Genomic DNA, 18,451 nt, shown 5'->3' on the forward strand with positions numbered 1-18,451 from the left:
GTGACAATCGGCACGGCCTGTGCGGATTCTCGAACGATGACCCAGGATCTCACGGACCTCGCCGCCTTCGTGACCGTGGCGCGGGCCGGCGGTTTTCGCGAGGGCGCCCGCGCCGGGGGCGGGAGCGCGTCGAGCCTCAGCGAGGCCGTGCGTCGGCTGGAGGCGGGACTCGGCGTGCGCCTCCTGAACCGCACCACCCGCAGCGTCGCGCCGACCGAGGCCGGGACCCGCCTGCTGGAGCGGCTCGGCCCGGCGCTCGCCGAGGTTGAATCCGCCCTCGACGTGGTGAACGGGTTCCGCGACCGGCCGGCGGGCACGCTGCGGCTCAACGTGCCGCTCAGCGCCGCCCGCCTGGTGCTGCCGGCGCTCGTTCCGCCCTTCCTGGCGGCCTATCCGGAGATCCGCCTGGAGGTGGTGGTCGAGGACGGGTTCGTGGACGTGCTGGCGGCGGGCTGCGATGCCGGCATCCGCTACGACGAGCGGCTGGAGCAGGACATGATCGCCGTGCCGATCGGCCCGCGGCGGCAGCGCTTCGCCACCGCGGCGTCCCCGGCCTATCTCGAAAGGCGCGGCCGGCCGGACCACCCGCGCGACCTCCTCGGCCACGCCTGCCTGCTCGGGCGCTTCCCGAGCGGCGCGCTGACGGCGCCTTGGGAATTCGAGCGCGACGGCGCAATCGTCCGCGTGGACCCGTCCGGGCCGCTGATCGTGCGGGTCGGCGCCAGCGACCTCGCGGTGGCGGCGGCGGTCGCCGGCTCGGGGATCGTCCACCTGTTCGAGGACTGGCTGCGCCCGCATCTCGACAGCGGCGCCCTGGAGCCGGTGCTGAAACCCTGGTGGCAGGACTTCTCCGGCCCGTTCCTCTACTACCCCGGCCGGCGGCACCTGCCGGCGCCGCTGCGCGCCTTCGTGGACTTCGTCGGCGCGCAAGGGGCGCGCTAGAACCGGAGGGTGAAATTGCCTTTCACCGCCTGGTCCTGCGCCCGTGCGCCGGTCTGGCCCGTATAGGCCACGCCGAGCGTCGCGTTTGGCGCCACCGCCAGATCCAGCCCGACCTGCGCCACCAGCGCGTCCCGATCGATCGGCACGCCCGCGCTCAGGAACGCCGGGCCGCCCGCCCCGAAGGCCAGCAAAGCCGTCGGCACCACGTCGCCGAACGCCCGCCGGTAGCCGACGAGACCCCGCAGCGTCACCGGCAGGCCCAAGCCCAGGTCCAGGCGCGTCTGCGCCCGCACGCCCACAGTCGCCGCACCGAGATCATAGTCGCGCGCAAAGCTCACCAGCGCCGCGGCGCCTCCGGTCTCGCCGAACCCGTCCCGCCGGATGCCGATATAGGCCCCGCCCACGAACGGCTCGACATACGAGGCCGCCGGCTGCACCGTGCCCGCCGCCCCGTCCTTCGACACCGGCGCCGCCGCGGCCGGCTCACCCAGCGGGATCGTCCAGCCGATCTCGCCGAAGCCCTGCACGGTGGCGCCGCCGCCGTGGCCGCTCAGCGTATCGGACAGCCCGTACAGCACCGCCCGGCGCGTGTGCGCGTCCGTGTCGGCGTAGATCGCCCCCAGCCGCAGCGACAGCGGGCCGAGCTCGTAGCCGCCGTAGACGCCGCCGAAGCCGCTCTTCAGCGTGGCGCTCTCCGCCCGGCGCGTGCCGCCGACCCGGCCGGCACTGTCGAGAGACGCCTCCGTGTAGCCGCCGACCACGCCGAAGCGCAGCCCGCTGGACAAGCGCACATCCGCGCCCGCCGCGAAGCCCGCGATCTGCCGGTCGAGGTCGAACGCGTTGCCGCCGCCCTCGGCCGTGCCGAAGGCGCCAAAACCCTGGCCCCACAGCCCGAACACCTGCGGGTCGAGCGTGCGCATCGGCACGTTCGCCACCACCGGCTGGCGGCCCGGCAGGTCGGCGGTGTAGGCGGCGGGCAGGGTGCCGTGATTCAGACCGGTGCCGGGATCGCCCCAGCGCAGCCGGTCGAGCACGGCCTCGCGCACGAAGAAGGCGGTCTCGTAGGCCGCCAAGACGGTGCCGGCGTGGATGTCGCCGGCGAGCGCCCGGAAGGCGCCGCCCGCCTCGGCGGCGGTGAAGCCCACCGCCGCGTCGGTGAGCCGGCCGGCGCCGGCCGCCTGGATGGCGTTGGCGGCGGCCGCGCCGTTGCGCGAGGTGGCGCTGGCGGCGAAGGGCACGTCGTTGCGGGTGAGGGTCAGGTCGACCGCGTTGGTCAGGTAGCGCAGGCCCGGGGACAGGAAGGCGAGGTTGGAGGTCACGCCCGCGAACTGGCCCGAGACGCCGCCGGTGGCCGACAGGATCGTGTAGGTGGTGCGCGGGTTGTAGGAGCCCGAGGCGGCCAGAACCTGGACGATGCCGCCCGACAGCGCGGCTTGGCCCCCGGCGGTGATGCGGTCGGCCGGCCGGCGGCGTTGGCCTCGACCCTGTAGGTGGAGCCGGCCGCGAAGGCGGCATTGCCGGCGATGGTGAGCGTGCCGATGGAATTGCCCGGCGCCACGGTGCCGCCCGCGAGCACGCGGATCCCGCCCACAGTGCCCGAGCCGCCCAGTCCCGCCCCCTGACGCACCGTCACGAGCGAGTTGGCGAGGGAGCCGTTCACGACGAGCTGCCCCGCCTCGACCGTGGTGGCACCGGTCAGCGTGCTGATGCCCGTGAGGGTGAGGGCGCCCGAATTGGTCTTGGCCAGGGTCCCGGAGCCCGCGATGGCGTTGGCCATCGTCCCGTCGACGGATTGGTCGACCACGAGCGCCGCGTTGTCGAGGATCGCGCCTGTGCCGAAGGCGCCGGCATGGCCGACCAGCGTCCCGCCACCGATCGTGGTGCCGCCCGCGTAGGTGTTGGCGCCGGTCAGGACCAGCGTTCCGCTGCCGAGCTTCACGAGGCTACCCGCGCCGCCGATGTCGTTGCGCCAGACGTCGTAGGCCGAGAACCCGCCCTTGGCGGCGTCCAGGGTGACGGTGACCGTGCCGTTGAAGGCGCCGTAGCCGTCCGCGGCGGCGAACAGGTTGATGCGGTCGTAGCCCAGCCCGTTGTCGAGGAAGCCGCCGGACGGCAATTCGGTGGTCGCGATCACGTCGCGGCGCTGCGCCGCCGTGAGATAGGGGAAGCGGGTCGCGAGCAGCGCCTCGGCGCCCGCCGGAACCACCGGCGGCAGGTCCGTGGGCCCGACCGGCGGCAGGCCGTAGGTCAGGCGCGCCGTGTAGGCGGCCTTGTTGCGCGCGTAATCGGAGAATCGGTCGGTGGCGGGATCCACGGGCGCGTGGGCGCACCGCTCCAGCGGGCCGCCGCAGGCTTGGCTCAGGTAGCTCTGCGCCTGCGCGAAGGCCTCGCCCAGCAGGGCCGCATTCGCCGGGTCGTTGAGCGCCCGGATGGCGAAGTAGGTCGCCAGCACGCGCCCGCCGATCACGTCGGTGGGCGCGTGCATGCCCGCCTCGATCCGGTTGTCGCCGAGTTCGCTCGCGCGGGTGAGCAGTTCTTGGAACCGCTGCGGGACCGCGTAGGCCAGGGCGAGGGCCGAGAGATAGGCGGCGTTGGTGTGGCCGCTCGGGAAGCCGCCATCCGTTGCGGGGTCGGGCTCTTCTCCGGCCCAAGGGAGGGCGGCACGACGAGGCCGAGGCTCTGGCCGTTCAGGCTCTGCCGCCAGGGGCGCGGATAGCTGTAGGCATCCTTGGCCGGGCTGGTGGAGGCGTTGGTCCGGAACGCGTTGACCAGCTGCACGACCTTCCCGAGGGGCGACGTCGTCACGCCGGCGCCGGTGCCCTGGTCGACATACTGGACGCGCGAGGTGGTCGCGTCGAAGGTCGGGATCGTGGTGGTCGCCCCCGATCCCGCCAGATAGGCCTGGGTCAGCGGCCCGAGGCCGTCGATGACGCTGTAGCTCTGGTTGCGGCGGTCGTCGTAATAGGCGGCGATCTCCTGCGCGCGGGTCCGCTCCTGCGCCCGCTCGGCGACGATCTGGATGTTGCGCAGCAGGAGGGGCGTTCCGAGGACCGTCTGTGATCCGGTGTCGTAGGTCCGTCCGGGGATCCAGATCCGCCGGAAGCCCGACAGGATGTCGACGCCGTTGCCGGCACCCGGCGTCTGCGCCTGGGCGCCCGAACCGAGCATCGTGACCGCCAGAGCGGCAATTGAGACCCCATATCCCCGTTTCATGACGCGCTCCCCAAAGCCGCCTCAGCCGGCCGGTCGCGCGCCCCTTATCCAAGATCATCGATGGCGGATCGTCATAGTTCGTTCAAAATTCAAGGTCTTTCCGATTCGCATCCTCGAAGCAACACTCTGAAAGCCGACTTATTTTCGGATAAATAATTTGTAAGTCCGAATTTTTTATTATATAAATTCTCTGAACAGCACTGGATCGCGGCAATCGATTGCCGCGCACGGCGCGGCTTCGCCTGAATAGACGTACCCGAGGTCGGCTGCCGGCGCCGATGGCGGGGCCTGGCGGGACGGGAAATCGGCCCGGGATGGACCTCGGCCGATGCCGCGCGGGAGCACTTCGGCGGGAGGGGGGCGAATCGCGGGGCGGCGCGAGCAGACGCCGCCGGCGACCGGCTCACTCCGGCAGTTCGAACACCGTGAGCTGCCCGCCCGGCGCCGTATACTGTGACAGGGCCGCGTAGCCGCCGACCGCCCCCGAACCGTCGGCGGGGTCGGTGAGCCCGGCCGCCAGGCCGATCCCGGCCCAGCCGCCGATTCCGGAGAGCACCGCCACGTACTGCTTGCCGGCGTGCAGGTAGGTGGTGACGTTGCCGACGATGCCCGACGGCGTCTTGAACCGGTAGAGCTCGTGCCCGTCCCGGGCATCGACCGCCTTCAGGTAGCCTTCCAGCGTGCCGTAGAAGACCACGTCGCCCGCGGTGGCGAGCGCCCCCGACCAGACCGAGAACGGTTCCGGGATCGTCCAGGCGATCCGGCCCTTCGCCCCGTCCCAGGCGATGAACGCCCCGGTCCGGTCGGTGCCTTCGGGCGGGTGCAGGGTCAGGGTCGCGCCGACATAGGGCTGGCCGGGCGTGTAGGTGACCCGGAACGCCTCGTAATCCATGCACATGTGGTTGGTCGGCACGTAGAATAGCCGCGTCCGGGGCGAGTAGGCGGCCGGCTGCTGGTTCTTGGCGCCGAGCGCTCCGGGACAGATATTTTTGGTTGTTTCGTCCTCGTCGGCCTCGCCCGGCGCATAGCGCTTGTCGACCACCGGCTTCCCGTAATCGGGCGCGGCGGGATCCAGGCTGATCCGGCTGGCCCAGTTCACCGTGGGGTCGAACTTCTCCGCCACCAGCAATTCGCCCGTGGCCCGGTCCAGCGTGTAGCCGAAGCCGTTGCGGTCGAAATGGGTCAGCACCTTGCGGGGCCGACCGCCGATCACCTGCTCGGTGAGGATCATCTCGTTGACGCCGTCATAATCCCACTGGTCGTGGGGGGTCATCTGGTAGACCCAGCGGGCGATGCCCGTATCGGCGTCGCGGGCGATGATCGCCTGGGCCCAGCGGTTGTCGCCCGGGCGCTGGGCCGGGTTCCAGGTCGCGGGATTGCCGGTGCCGTAATAGACGAGGTTCAGGTCGGGGTCGTAGGAGAACCAGCCCCAGCTGCAGGCGCCGCCGGTCCGCCACTGGTCGCCCTCCCAGCTCTTCAGGGAGGACTCCGTGCCGACCGGGCGCCCGAGCGCGGTGGTCTTCTCGGGATCGACCAGCATGTCGGCATCCGGCCCGGTGGCGTAGGCGCGCCAGAGCCGCTTCCCGCTGGCCTGATCGTACGCGGTGACGTGGCAGCGCGCCCCGTACTCGCCGCCGGCCAGCCCGACGATCAGCTTGCCGTGCACCGGCAGGACCGTGGCGGTGTTGGTCTCGCCCCGGCCCGGATCGCCGTTCTTCACCGACCACAGCACCCGGCCGGTCTCCGGATCGAGCGCCACCACGGTGGTGTCGGCCTGCTGCAGGAACAGCCGCCCGTCCGCGTAAGCGAGGCCGCGGGAGACGGTGTCGCAGCACATCACGGCGATCACGCTCGGATCCTGCCGCGGCGCGTAGCGCCACAGGATCTTCCCGCCCTGGTCGAGATCGAGGGCGTAGACCACGTTGGGGAACGGCGTGTGCACGATCATCACGTGCCCGACCACGATCGGCGCGCCCTCGTGGCCGCGCAGCACGCCGGTGGAGAAGGTCCAGGCCACTTTGAGGCGGCCGACAGTGCCGGAATTGATCCGGTCGAGGTCGGAATAGCGGGTGTTGGCGTAGTCCAGGGTCTGGAGGACCGGTGCGTCGCCGGCGGCGGCCGCACCGGCGAGGCAGGCGAGCGGCAGGGCCGCGAGGGGGAAGCGCGCATCCTGGACATCCTCTCGCCGCGCGGCGGCCGACGCGCGGGATCCCGCGCGGGCCGCCTCACATCCGCTGCTGGACGATTTCCTCGGCCTGAGGATCCGGCTCGTGGCCGGCCTCGCGGAGCAGCGGCACCACCTCGGCCGCCTCGCGGGCGACGAGGTAGCTGAGATCGAGCCCCTCGCGGATGAAGCCGTGGCCGCGCATGTGCTCGAACAGGGCGAGCAGCGGCGACCAGAACCCGGCGACCGAGACCAGCACCACGGGCTTGCGGTGCCGCCCGAGCTGCGCCCAGGTCAGCTGCTCGGCGAGTTCCTCCAGGGTGCCGATCCCGCCCGGCAGGGTCACGAAGGCGTCCGAGCGCTCGAACATCAGGCGCTTGCGGGTGTGCATGTCGGGCACCACCACGGTCTCCTGGATGTCCGCCAGCATGTGCTCGCGCGCCTGGAGGAAGTCCGGGATGATGCCGGTGACGTGGCCGCCGGCTTCGAGCGCCGCCCGCGCGACCGTGCCCATCAGGCCGACATCGCCGCCGCCGTAGACGAGGCGCATCCCGGCCTCGGCCAGCGCGGTCCCGAGCAGCTCCGCGGCCTCGCGGAAGGCGGGGTCGCGGCCGAAGCCGGAGCCGCAATAGACACAGACTGTCCTCACCGGGGCCATCCGGCGCCCTCCTGCGCGTCCGTTGCGAGCCGTCCAGAAAGAGCCCCGCGTCCGGCGCTTCCCGCGCCAAAGTGCTGACATCGCGTGGGATTCACCCGCCAGGGCGGCGGGACGGCTTGGTGTCGGGAGCATGTACGGTATTATGGCCCACGCCGTCGACGGTTTTCGCGCGGCCCAAAGCCCGCAGCGGGCGGCAACAGGATCAGGGGAGGCCTTCGTGGCGATGTCGGGACAGGTGCGGCGCAGTCTCGCCCTGGCGCTCGCCGGCCTGTTCGGTGGCCTCGGGCTCGTGGCGGCCCTGTTCGGCGGCGAGTCCCTGCGCCGGCTGACCGGTCGGGATGCGGCGGAGCCACCGGCGGCCGCCACGACCGTGCCGCAGGGCAGCGTGCCCGGGCTCGCCGATCCCGGGGCGATGGCGAAGGCCACCGACCCCGCGATCGATTTCCGCAACGATCTCCCCAAGGCTGCCATGCCCGGTTCGGCCGGGCCCAGTCCGGCCGAACCCGGGGCGCCCGCATCGCCCACGCCCGGCGCCCGATCCGCCGGATCCGGCCGGCCGGCGGGGGCGCCCGGAGCCGCCGAGGCGCCGCGCTTCGACATCGTCCGGGTCGAGCCGAACGGCGACGCCGTGGTGGCCGGCCGCGGGGCGCCGCATGCCGAGGTCGAGATGCTGGTCGATGGCAAGCCGGTGGCCAAGGCAATGGCCGACGCCAGCGGGCAATTCGCGATCGTGCCGCCGGCGCTGCCCGCGGGTTCCAGCACGATCCGGCTGCGCATGACCGCCAAGGACGGGCAGGCGGCCAGCTCGCAGCAGAGCGTGGCGGTGAGCGTCGCCCCGGGCCGGGACCGCCAGCCGCTGGTCGCCCTGACGGCACCGGACGCGGCGACCGTGGTCCTGTCGCAGCCCGACGCAGCCGGACCGGCCGCGCCCGCCAGGATCGCCAACGCGGCACCCGGACAGCCGACAGCGCCCAACAGGCAAGCGGCCGGGGACGGCCGCGCGGCGGCCCATCCCGGGCCGGCGCAGCCGACCCGCATCGTCAGCGTCGACGTGCAGGGCAACGGGCGCCTGTTCGTGACGGCGGCCGGCACGCCCGGTGCGACGCTCCGGCTCTACCTCAACGACACGCTGATCGCGCCCGGCAGCATCGGCCCCGATGGCCGGGCGAGCTTCACCATCGGGCGCGGGGTCAAGCCCGGCCAGTACCACGTGCGGATCGACCAGATCGATGCGGCGACCGGCAAGGTGGCGTCCCGCGCCGAGGTGCCCCTGGCCGTGCCCGAGCCGGCGCCGGTCGCGGCCCGCGAGCCCGCGGCGCCGTCCGGCGGCCAGGGCATCGCCCGGGAGGCCCCCAGAGTGGCCGCCAGGGAGACCGCTCAGACCCCGGAGGCAGCCGCGCCCCGGCAACCCGCGTCGCCCGCACCCGCGCCCGCCGGGATGGCCCCCGCGCCCGACGCGACTCCCGACACGCGCCATCTGGCGGCCGAGACCGGCACCCCGGCCAGGGCCGGGGCCGTGTTCGTGCCGGAGATCAGCACGGCCCGGATCACCCGCGGCGACAACCTCTGGCGGATCAGCCAGCGCACCTACGGTCGGGGCGAGCGCTACACGGTGATCTACGACGCGAACCAGACCCAGATCCGGGATCCGGACCTTATCTACCCCGGCCAGATCTTCGTGCTTCCCCCCGACAAGCGGGGCTGATCGGCCGTCGTCCCGGCTCGACCCTCAGCCTGCTCACGGATTCAGCGCGGCTTCTGCTTTCCGCTTCACCCGGTGGGTGAAGATGACCGAGAGCCAGGGCACGACCTCGTGCTCGACCTCGATGGAGAGCAGCACCTCGAGGTGGAGCGCGTAAGGTAGGGTGAAGCGGAAGCCGCAGCGGGCCTCCTCCATGGTGGTCGGCATGTCGCCGAGCACCGCCGCGATCACGTCGGGCCGGTGGACGTCCACGGGGATGCGCTGGACCTCGCCGTCGACCTCTGCGACCAGCGTCGCCTTGGCGCGGCTCGCCGAGACGACCCAGCCGGCCAACACCACCTGCCCATCCTGGATCTCGGCCCAGACCCGGTCCTGCGGCGCCTCGAGGTTCGCCCGGGCAAACGAATCCGGCAATTCCCCGTCGAGCTCGGCCACGGTGCAGCCGACCTCGTACTTCTCGAAGCCGCGCCCCTCGCCGAAGATGCCGGCGAACTGCTTCTGGTACTGGGCGATCCGGGCGTTCTTGATGTTCTCGGGCAGGCCCGACCACTGGCCCTTTTCCTGGATCGTGTAGACCGACAGCAATTCGCGCAGGAACGCGATGCGGCCCTTGTCGGCGATGTAGAGGTTCATCAGCCAGTCGGCCGCGGCGGCGTTCTCGTAATACGCCTCCGGTACCCGGCGCAGGGCCTCGGCGCGGTAGAAGCAGCAGGAGAAGTTCGCGGTGAGCGGCGAATTGGCCAGGACCGGGAAGCTGATCGTGCCCGTGGGATAGCGGCCCTGCTCGTCGTGCGGCACGTAGGAGCCGGTCGCCGGGTAGTGGAGCAGCACCCAGTTGAAGCACATGTCGAGGGCGCGGTCGTTGCGCAGCATCCGCATCTGCAGGGCGATCTTGCGGTCGGACAGCCAGTAATCGTCCGCCTCGCAGAACGCGATGTAGCGGCCCGTGCAGGCGGAGAGGCAATCCTGCATGTTGCGCAGCATGCCGAGATTCTGCGGCCGGGGCCGGACCACGATCCGCTCCGGGTCGCGCGCCCGGTAGCGCTCGACGATCTCGGCCGTCCCGTCGGTCGACTTGTCGTCGCCGATCACCACCTGCATCCGGAACAGCCCGCGCTGGCTTAAGACCGCGTCGAGGCAGCGGCCGATATCGGCGGCGTGGTTGTAGGCCGTGACGACGACGCTAACGGTGAGTTGCTCTATCAGCCAGCCGCGCAGGGCGTCCGGGTCGCCGGAGAGCGCGTCCGGCGCATCAAGGCCCATGTCGCGCAGGGCCGTCCGGGCGATGTCGGGATTGGCGTCGATCAGCCGCCCGAGGCTCGGCACGTCCTCCTCGTCGAGATAGGCCTCGGCGAGCCGCCGGAAGATCGATTTCTGCGCGGCCTCGTAGCCCGCCGCGTAGCGGCCGCCGAAATGGCCGCGCAGCTTGCGGAAGAACGCGATCTCGGCATTGCCGAGCTTCTTGTGCCGGGCGAGCTCGGTCGCGTAGGTCGCCCACATCCCGGCCGCGTGCTTGCGGTAGACCGCCATCACCTCCGGCAGGAAGCCGATGCGCCCGACCTCGGCATGCATCAGGTGGACGTACCAGTCGCCCGGGGCGATGCCCTCGCCGAACACGAATGCCTCGGCGCCGTGGTAGCGCCAGCGATACAGCACGCTGTTGGTCTGGACGAAATTGTGGGCGACGAGGTCGGACAGCGACGGCTGCGGGCTGCACTGCTCCGGGTAGATCTCCTCGATCCCCGGCATGTCCTCGTAGACGACGCGCACCGGGTGGAAGCAGAGGGTGAATTCCGGCCGCGCCCGCAGGAATTCGACCTCGGCGCTGGAGCTTGCGTGGATCGGTCCAGTAATCGTCGCCCTCGCAGATCGCCACGAACTCGCCGCGGCAACGCTCCGTGAGGTCGGCGAAGTTCTTGTTGGGTCCGAGATTCTCAGGCCGCAGCACCGCCACGAGGTTGGGATGACGCGCAGCGTACTCGGCGATGATCTCGGCGGTGCCATCGGTGGAGCGGTCGTCGCCGACGAGCAGCTCGAAGGGGAAGTCCGTGGCTTGGCCGAGGATGCTGTCGAGCGTCTGCCGGATGAACGCCGCCTGGTTGTAGGTGATGCACAGGACGGAAACGACCGGCCGGTTCCAGGCCGGCGCCGGCTCGGTCTCGGCCCGCGCGAGGATCCAGGCCGCGAAGGGATTGACGAAGCTGCCGTCGAAGGTCTCGTCCGGCGGGGCGGTGAAGTCGGCCCGGGGCTGGCGGCCGAGGCGGGCGCCGTACTTCACGTAATGCTCGAGGGGCGACAGGTCGGTCAGGCCGACCTCGGGATAGCGCGTCGCGTACCAGATGTGGTCGAACAGGCCGCTCGCGTAGATCGTCGCGAAATCGTCCTGCCACGGCTCGAGCGCGGGTGCGGCCTCTCCTGCCCCGTCCTGCATCACTCCGATCCCTCGCAGATCCCTCGAACGCGCAATCAGCCGGCCGCTTCCCCAGACCGGACCCTCAGAGGGTGCTGGGGAGGCGTCCTTCCTCGGAGCCGTGGTTGTAATAGTGCTGCGTCGGGTCGGCGCCGGCACCCGCGACGTCGTCGTTGCACGTCAGGTAGAACTGGCGGTCGAACAGGCCGGAGGTTTCGAGCCATCCGAGCATCGTCGCCTCGGGGACGACGGGCGCGCGTTCGGGGGAGGCGGACGCGGCCTCCCGGTACAAATGCGCGAACCGGGCGATACGGGCCGCGACCTCCTTGGCGGCCGGGCGGCGGACCGAGGACGCGACGACGCTCGATTGCTCACCGGGACGCCGGCGCTGAAGATCGGCCTCGGCCAGGCGCACCAGACGGGCGAGTTCGCCCTGCGCCTCTTTGAGCCGTGCCTGGGTCTCGGCGAGCTCGGCCCGCAGCGCCTCTACGTCCTCGCCCAAGGTCGGCTCCGTCTCAGTCACGACGCTCTCAGGAGCTCACGCGCATCGTCGCACGGCGGGATCGACCGGATACCGGCGCGACAGGGCTCCCCTGTGAAGTGAGGCGGGGTGATACGATCGCCTCCTAGACCGGTCAACCCTGAGTGACAGGCAGTGCGTGGGCCGCAGCAGGGTGCTCCCGGCGCTAACCGGCTCTGCCAGCAAGGCACGCCGGACGGTCTGGCGATCGCCCGGCTAGCGTGCATCGCCAGGCTCCCCTTCCACGTAGACCTGGGTCACCATGCCTACATCGTCCATGACCACGATGTCGGCCCGCAGCCCGGGTTGAAGCGCCCCACGGTCTTTCAGCCCAAGATAGCCAGCCGGGAGTGCCGAGACTCGGCGCGTCGCGTCCGTGACGGTCAATCCCAGTGCCCGCAGGTTGCGCCATGCGACGTCGAGCGGCGCGGCTGAGCCGGCCAGTGCGCCTGCGGTATTGCTGACCCGGTCCCCCCGTTTGCGAATGGATACCCCGCCGAGGCTGTAATCGCCGTCCGGCATACCGGCAGCCGCCACCGCATCTGAGACGCAGAAGAGGTCGGAGATCGTCCGTAAGGCGGCGCGCAGCGCGCCCGGGTGCACGTGAATGAAATCGGCGATGATCTGCGCGCTCGTCGCATGTGCCAGTGCGGCCCCGACCACACCCGGCTCCCGGCCCTGCAGGGGGCTCATCGCGTTGTAGAGGTGGGTCACGCCTGAGCCGCCCGCGGCGAAGAAGGCAGCAGCCTCGTCGTAAGTCGCGTTGGAGTGGCCGAGCTGCACGCGGATGCCGGCCTCCCTCGCCAAAGCCGTCACAAGTAGCGCACCTGGAAGCTCTGCAGCCAAGGTCAGGACGCGCAAGGGAACAAGGGCATGCAAGCGGCTGACGAGGTCCCAACTCGGCGCGGCGGTGTGGGGGCCGTGCGTGCCGCGCCGCGTGGCGCTGATAAAAGGGCCTTCGAGGTGTAGACCCGCCATGTCCGACTCACCGAGCTGGCTGTCGGCACGTGCTGCGGCGACGGAGCGGGTGACGCGCTCCAGCTCGTCGGCCGCTTCGGTGATGACCGTGGGCAGCCAGGTTGTAACGCCTCTGGTGCGATGGAAGCGCCCCGTACCGCGCACGGCGTCCGGGTCGCCCGCCATGATGTCGTGGCCGCCGCCGCCATTCACCTGCAGGTCGATGAAGCCCGGCAGGATCAGTGGTGCATCCTCATCCACCGGGCCCGGACGAGCCTCTTCGATAAGGCGGCGGAAGCGGAGTTCGCCCGTCACCACACCCGCGGGCGTGACGATCCGGCCGGCGATGCTCGCACACCCGGACACCAGCGCCGGAGCGCTGACAGGAGCGTCCGTCTCACGAGCCATGGAGAGGGCTCCGCGGATCACGGCGTCAGCGGTGATCCGTATGGGCCGGCGCGTCGTTTCACTGAGCCAGGGCCGCAGAGGCGCCGCGAGACCGCCCGTCACGGCCAGGGGGAGCTCGCCGCTGGGGTCGGCTCGCTCGGCAAGGTGCACAAGCTCGCGTGCCGCCGAACGCAGGATCGCTGATGCGGGCCCGCCGCTCCCGACGAGGTCGAAGGCGATCGGCGCCAGGGTCGCGTAATCGGCCGGACTTGCGATCGGCAGCCACGCGTGCAGTCGCGCGATATCGCCGCCGAAGCGGTCGAGAACGGCATTCGCGAGTGCGTCGAGCTCTGCGGTATCGGTTCTGAGCAGCGTATGTCGGATCAATTGCAGGCCGATCCAGGCTCCCCCGCCCTCATCCCCGGCCGGGAAGCCGTGCCCGCCCGCTTTCGTGGTCTTGCCTTGCCGCGATCTGGCCCAGGCGACGGTGCCGGTGCCAGCCGCGACCATGACACCCGCTTCCGTTGCACCGAGACAGCCGCTCAGGGCGGCGAGACCATCCGACACGATCTGGAGACGCCCGAACCGGGGCGAAGCCGCGCGGGCCGCCGCGAGCGCGGCCACATGCTCGCCACCCGCGATGGCCAGACAGCAATGCAATTGCTGGGGCACGAGCGCCGAGCCCACCTCGGCGAGGGCAGCAGCGGCGGTCGGCAGGACCACGTCCCAGACCCCTGCGCCGAGCAGGCCGATATGCGCACCCGCTCCCCGCGCCCGCGATAGCTCGGCTCCGTGCGCGTCTGCCAAGACCGCGATCGTCTTGCTGGCTCCCGCATCGATAGCCAGCAGCCTGATCCCATTGCTCTGTGCGGAGAGGGATGGGTGTGGAGCCTGCATGATCACGAGACCCGAGGGAACCGGCGCATGGCCGCAAAGTCTCGGTGCGCAGGCGCAGGAGCCAACGTCCGCCAGCGTGTCGACAAGTGCCTCATGACGCCCAAACAGCACCTCCGGGTGAGCTCTGAGCCACGTCCGTCCTGCACGGGTTGATCCATGGGATCCTGTTCTCTGAACGAACGAACCTGCCTCTAGACCGTTTCAGGGTGCTTGCGCGTTTTTCCGAGACTCAGCCCGCGGGTGGTGTACCCAGGCGCGCGGCGGGGATGACGAGATCGAGGGCGCTCACAGAGTCTCCGTGATCTTCGTGAGGCCCACAGGCGCGTCCGGATCCAGACCGCGGCGGCGGGCTTCGCGCTCGATCGCGCGGTAGGCGGGCACCAGCATGGCGATGGGGTCGCAGGCGGCGTGATCGGGCGCAAGCCAAGGCAGGTTACCGTTCGGCCCGCCACAGGCGTGCACGCGCAGATCCGCGCGCCGGAGGTCCTGCACAAGCGCGTCAATCCCCTCGGCGAGCTGATCGTCCTGGCGGAATGCCAGCACCGGGGTCCCGGGCTGAATCGCGGCACGCGGCCCGTGCCGCAGTTCCGCGGCGCTGTAGCCGAGGGCCGGCAGGCGCAAGGTCTCAGCAAGCTTGAGCGCGATCTCCCGCACCGAGCCCAAGCCGTGACCGCGGCCCGTGACGAAGGCGGCCGGCGCGCCCGCGAGATCGGCGGTCCAGGCGCTCCAGTCGAGGTTGGAGGCCGCAGCGAGGCGACCCGGCAGAGCCGCGAGGCCACGGATCAGCGCGTCGTCGCCGGACCAGCGCGCGACCAGTGCGGCGCTCGCAACCATCGAATTCACCACCGTCTTCGTTGCCGCGACCGCCCGCTCAGGCCCGGCTTCGATCGGCAGGACCAGATCGGCGGCCGCCGCGGCGGGTGAGGCCGCATCGTTCACGAGCGCGAGCGTGAGGGCGCCGCACTGGCGTGCGGTGCGCGTCGCCGCGACGAGGTCCGGCGACCGGCCGGATTGCGAGATGGTGATGAAGAGCGCGCCCTCCATTCGCGGCGGGCGATCGTAGCCGGTGACGACGGAGGGGGCCGATGCCGAGACGGCGAGCCCGCATCGGGTCTCGATCAGGTAGCGAAGGTAGACGCCCGCATGACCCGAGCTTCCGCGACCGCATACGACCGCGAACGGGAAGCGACGGGCCCTGAGGACTGAGGCGACGCGCTCCGCCTCAGCCCAGCCGGCGCAGAGAGGGGCGGCGACCGCGGGCACCTCGGCGATCTCGCGGGCCATGGATGTTTCGGGCCCATTCGGCATCGGCGCGGGGTCCCTCATGCCGGCCCCGCTTCGGCCAGAGCCGCGCGCAAGTTGCCGCCGTTGCGCATGAGCAGGCTGGCCGCGTCATCGCGGTCGATCCCGAGAGCGACAAGCACCGCGCGCGGGATGTCCCCCTCGGCCGCGGCCAGGGCGCTGGCCGCGGTTTCGGCATCGCAGCCGGCGATCTGCGCCACCATCGCGACGCCCCGTCGGCGCAGTTTGGTGTTCGTGGCGCGCATCGCGACCATACGGCCGCGATAGACGCGCCCGAGCCGGATCATGATCAGCGTCGAGAGCAGATTGAGCACGATCTTCTGCGCGGTTCCCGCCTTCATCCGCGTCGAGCCGGCGATCGCTTCTGCGCCGGTCGCCACGAGAATCGGATGGGTACAGTCACGCAGAATTGGCGTGTCGGGATTGTTCGCGATCCCGATGGTGACGGCACCGCGATCGCGGGCACGGCGAAGGACGGCGAGGGTGAACGGCGTGATCCCGCTTGCGGACAACCCGATAACGACATCGTCCGACCGGATCTCGGCGTGCTCGGCCCAGAGCGCCGCGTCCTGCGTCGAGTCCTCGGCCCCCTCGACCGCTTGGACCAGCGCACCTTCGCCGCCCGCTACGGCGAAGCCCAGGCGTTCCTCCGGCCAGTCGAACGTCGGCGGCAGCTCCGCCCCGTCCTGGACGCCAATCCGTGCCGAGGTGCCGGCCCCTACATAAAGGAGGCGCCCGTCGCGGCGCAGGCCGGCTTCGGCGGCCGCTGCGGCCGCTTCCATGGCCGGAAGCGCGGGCCCGATCGCGGCGACGGCCGCGAGTTGTCCCTCCCAGAGCGCCTGCAGGATGTCGGCACTCTCCCAGGCGTCGAGTTCGCTGAAACGGGGGCTCGCCCACTCCGTGCTCATGCCTGGCTGTTCCTCCGCAGGATCCCGTGGCTGAAGAACGGAGATGGCGGACGAACGCTCCGCCGTCTTTCGCGTCAAGATCTCATAAGCGGTGCCCGAGCAGCCGCTCAGGCCGGGAACGTCGCTACGACCGAGGAGGAAGTTCGTCCGATCGACGGCTTTCGGGACGAGCCGGTTTGTGGGTCCGACACTGTCCGCCTACCACCAACTGTCCGACCGGACACCCTCCCTGTAAGATGGTCGCGATGGCACTCCCTGCGTTGTGCTCTGTTGGTCCCGCGGAGATGTGAGGGCAGTCTATGCTGAAGGTGCTTCGGTTTGTCCGGGTCTGGTTTCTCGCCTCAATTCCCGCTGCTCTGTTCATCGGCAGGTTCATCGAGGTGGGCAAAGGACCATCGCTGCGGGATGACGATCGTCGGTAGAGCGGTCGGGCCTCACGCCGTAGTCGCGAACTGCATCCGGTCCTTCAAGCAGATGTCGATGAGGAAGGTCTGGGTGCGGCCTGTGTTGTCTGGGACCAGCATGTTCCGGGGCTCTGCCGTCACATCGGGCGTCGTGCCGAAAGAGCACCAGATGTTGGTACTCTGCAGATTGCTGTGCGGCGTGACGAACACGATGCAGGTGCCGGTGAAGCTCGTGCCGCCCGTGAGGAGCGATGCCACCGCGGGCAAGGCATTCGGATCGGTCGGCGTGGTGGCCGAGATCGACAAGGTCGCGCTGGCGAGCGGCGCCGGGCTGCGGTGGCTCGGCGTGGTGCCGGGCGAATGGATCTCTACGCTGAGTTTGCCGGTGGTCATGGTGCCGTCCTCGATGTCGGAGGAGACCGCAGCGGCGTAACCCTTCCGCCGCTATCTTTGATGGATGGTCCCTGCTTGGTCAGGGAGTGCAGCCGTGCCGGCCTTCGGATCCCCGGTCCAATGGTGATGCTCGTGTCGGGGACAGACTGGCTGCCGTTGTTGAGAGGACTGCGGCTCTCTCAATGGCGCAGGCAGGAAGCCCGTGAGAGCTTGGACCCACGCAATCCGGATTAGGCCACGCGCTTCCAGCGGGAGCCGTCAGCGGCATAGCGCTCGGCGCCATCGTGGCCCGCTCCTTGCTGCCACGTACTCCAGATCCGTGTTGCGAACACTGATCAGTTGCGTCATCCGTTGCCTATTGGGGAGGCTCCGATGCCGTTTATCTACCGGCTGATCGCCAAAGCGTTTGATTTCATTGTCAGCGACACTCGGGTGCGTCGGGGCGAGTTGCTGCCCGCAGAAGATGAAGCTGAGATTGCCAGCAAGAAGCCCCATCGCAGAGCCCGCGATTTTGATCAGGACTACACGCAGGCCATCAGAATGCTCAGAGATCGATTGGATCGTAAATTTCCGGATGGGCAGTACGCTCACCGGAGATTGCGAATGAGCATTCCCTACGATCACGGCGAAGATCGCGCTCAAGCCGTCGACAAGATGTCGGCCGTCATCGCGATGGCATTGCGGAACGGTGCTACCGTGGAAGAGGCGGCCGAACTGGGCGCGATGAGCGTGAGGATCTAACCGGCTTAGCAGGGGCCCGGTCACCGGCCGCCGCTGGCGACAACCTGATCTCAACCCTTGCCTGTCACTCCTGCTAGCCTGTGCGTCGAGCCTTCTATTCCTGATCCCGCTCGGCCTGCTGACCGAGCGAGGGGTTTGGAGGCGTTGAATGACTCAAAACTGGGATGCTCATTTCACCGACGCGATCCAAGGCGGAACGGTGCTGCACCTCGCCACTTCGCAATCCAACCACCAGACGACACCAGCCATAGGTGACACGTTCCGCATCACTAACAGCGACAACACGCTCACGCGGGGCGAGGTCGTATCGCGCTTCTCGCGGACCGTTGATGTGGAAATCGAAGGCCACGGCCTCATCACGATACGGCCGGCACCCACTAAGCTTCTGGCGCGTCGCAGCAGGGCTTGGTCGGGTCTGCGGATCACGAAGTGGGTCATCGTGTGATCGTGCGGACAAACCGGACGTTCCGGACAGATGTCCGATTTGTCCGGCAGCGGGTACCGGACGGACAGGACAAAACCCGAGGGATCTATCCTGTCCGTCCGGTCGATCCGGTCATTCGGCCGCCTCAATCAGCCAGAGATAGTCGATGCCGTTGAGAAAGCTGCTGGAGGGCTTGAACGGCTTCAAGAATGACGAGGACTAAACCCGTCGCATCGCCTCGTGGAAGAGGCGCTGAAGGCGCGGCGTTCAGCAGCCAATGCAGACGTGCGGATCCCATTTCGGAAGCGGCTTCAACGGCGGCAGAGGCCTGGATGCTAAGACGTAGGAAGTGACGCTTAGCTCAGGCAGGATCACTGATGTGGTCCGCCCAGGCTCAGTTAGAGTCGGGTCAGTGATCACCGAGCGGGC

The 18,451-nt window shown here is 70.0% G+C and carries 15 protein-coding genes and 1 pseudogene; 5 read left to right on the forward strand and 11 right to left on the reverse strand.

All coding sequences use genetic code 11. The annotated features are described in order from the left end of the window. The first annotated feature begins 36 nt into the window (after window positions 1-36). Entirely contained in the window at window positions 37-942 is a 906-nt protein-coding gene (locus M6G65_RS04745) for a LysR family transcriptional regulator (protein WP_238197448.1), read from the forward strand. Here M6G65_RS04745 and M6G65_RS04750 read toward each other — a convergent pair. The 4 genes from M6G65_RS04750 to M6G65_RS04765 all read right to left on the reverse strand — a co-directional run bounded on the left by M6G65_RS04750 (window position 939) and on the right by M6G65_RS04765 (window position 6,977). Further along, window positions 939-2,369, reverse strand: coding sequence for an autotransporter outer membrane beta-barrel domain-containing protein (locus M6G65_RS04750; protein WP_347710492.1), 1,431 nt, complete (start codon window positions 2,367-2,369; stop codon window positions 939-941). The two genes, M6G65_RS04745 and M6G65_RS04750, sit on opposite strands and share 4 nt — an antisense overlap. Then, a complete protein-coding gene (locus tag M6G65_RS04755; protein WP_250103628.1) occupies window positions 2,258-4,213 on the reverse strand; it encodes an autotransporter-associated beta strand repeat-containing protein in 1,956 nt (651 codons plus the stop codon). Before M6G65_RS04755 ends, M6G65_RS04750 begins: the two co-directional genes overlap by 112 nt. 345 nt (window positions 4,214-4,558) lie before the next feature. Further along, window positions 4,559-6,301: a methanol/ethanol family PQQ-dependent dehydrogenase gene (locus M6G65_RS04760; protein ID WP_250104209.1), complete on the reverse strand. Its 1,743-nt coding sequence runs from the start codon at window positions 6,299-6,301 to the stop codon at window positions 4,559-4,561. Window positions 6,302-6,380: 79 nt separating this feature from the next. Continuing rightward, window positions 6,381-6,977 (reverse strand): LOG family protein, encoded by a 597-nt coding sequence (locus tag M6G65_RS04765; protein WP_250103629.1) that lies wholly within the window; start codon window positions 6,975-6,977, stop codon window positions 6,381-6,383. Between the two features lie 223 nt (window positions 6,978-7,200). Here M6G65_RS04765 and M6G65_RS04770 point away from each other — a divergent pair, with 223 nt between their 5' ends. Then, window positions 7,201-8,682: a LysM peptidoglycan-binding domain-containing protein gene (locus tag M6G65_RS04770; RefSeq protein WP_238197466.1), complete on the forward strand. Its 1,482-nt coding sequence runs from the start codon at window positions 7,201-7,203 to the stop codon at window positions 8,680-8,682. Window positions 8,683-8,715: 33 nt separating this feature from the next. Here the strand turns inward: M6G65_RS04770 and M6G65_RS04775 are convergent, their stop codons facing one another. Further along, window positions 8,716-10,449 (reverse strand): glycosyltransferase family 2 protein, encoded by a 1,734-nt coding sequence (locus tag M6G65_RS04775; protein WP_250103630.1) that lies wholly within the window; start codon window positions 10,447-10,449, stop codon window positions 8,716-8,718. A 124-nt stretch (window positions 10,450-10,573) separates the two neighbouring features. Then, window positions 10,574-10,855 (reverse strand): annotated as a pseudogene (locus tag M6G65_RS04780) (glycosyltransferase family 2 protein); the annotation flags it as partial. Between M6G65_RS04780 and M6G65_RS04785 the strand changes: the two are divergent. Further along, window positions 10,788-10,961 (forward strand): hypothetical protein, encoded by a 174-nt coding sequence (locus M6G65_RS04785; protein ID WP_250104335.1) that lies wholly within the window; start codon window positions 10,788-10,790, stop codon window positions 10,959-10,961. The pseudogene M6G65_RS04780 and the gene M6G65_RS04785 overlap by 68 nt on opposite strands. Before the next feature lie 213 nt (window positions 10,962-11,174). Here M6G65_RS04785 and M6G65_RS04790 read toward each other — a convergent pair whose 3' ends face one another. The 5 genes from M6G65_RS04790 to M6G65_RS04810 all read right to left on the reverse strand — a co-directional run bounded on the left by M6G65_RS04790 (window position 11,175) and on the right by M6G65_RS04810 (window position 16,857). Then, window positions 11,175-11,612, reverse strand: a complete 438-nt coding sequence (locus M6G65_RS04790) for a hypothetical protein (RefSeq protein ID WP_238197453.1) — start codon at window positions 11,610-11,612, stop codon at window positions 11,175-11,177. Window positions 11,613-11,825: 213 nt separating this feature from the next. Beyond that, entirely contained in the window at window positions 11,826-13,850 is a 2,025-nt protein-coding gene (locus M6G65_RS04795; RefSeq protein ID WP_238197467.1) for a BadF/BadG/BcrA/BcrD ATPase family protein, read from the reverse strand. A gap of 285 nt (window positions 13,851-14,135) precedes the next feature. Further along, window positions 14,136-15,134: an SIS domain-containing protein gene (locus M6G65_RS04800; protein WP_238197454.1), complete on the reverse strand. Its 999-nt coding sequence runs from the start codon at window positions 15,132-15,134 to the stop codon at window positions 14,136-14,138. Window positions 15,135-15,172: 38 nt separating this feature from the next. Next, entirely contained in the window at window positions 15,173-16,060 is an 888-nt protein-coding gene (locus M6G65_RS04805) for an N-acetylmuramic acid 6-phosphate etherase (RefSeq protein WP_238197455.1), read from the reverse strand. Between the two features lie 434 nt (window positions 16,061-16,494). Continuing rightward, window positions 16,495-16,857: a hypothetical protein gene (locus M6G65_RS04810; RefSeq protein ID WP_238197456.1), complete on the reverse strand. Its 363-nt coding sequence runs from the start codon at window positions 16,855-16,857 to the stop codon at window positions 16,495-16,497. 372 nt (window positions 16,858-17,229) lie between these two features. On the opposite strand from M6G65_RS04810, the gene M6G65_RS04815 reads away from it, so the two are divergent. Further along, window positions 17,230-17,598 carry a hypothetical protein gene (locus M6G65_RS04815; protein WP_238197457.1) on the forward strand — a complete coding sequence of 123 codons (369 nt, stop codon included), beginning with the start codon at window positions 17,230-17,232 and terminating at the stop codon, window positions 17,596-17,598. Window positions 17,599-17,746: 148 nt separating this feature from the next. Beyond that, window positions 17,747-18,043 (forward strand): hypothetical protein, encoded by a 297-nt coding sequence (locus tag M6G65_RS04820; RefSeq protein ID WP_238197458.1) that lies wholly within the window; start codon window positions 17,747-17,749, stop codon window positions 18,041-18,043. Window positions 18,044-18,451: the final 408 nt, after the last annotated feature.

This window comes from Methylobacterium tardum, assembly GCF_023546765.1.
Taxonomy (GTDB): domain Bacteria; phylum Pseudomonadota; class Alphaproteobacteria; order Rhizobiales; family Beijerinckiaceae; genus Methylobacterium; species Methylobacterium tardum.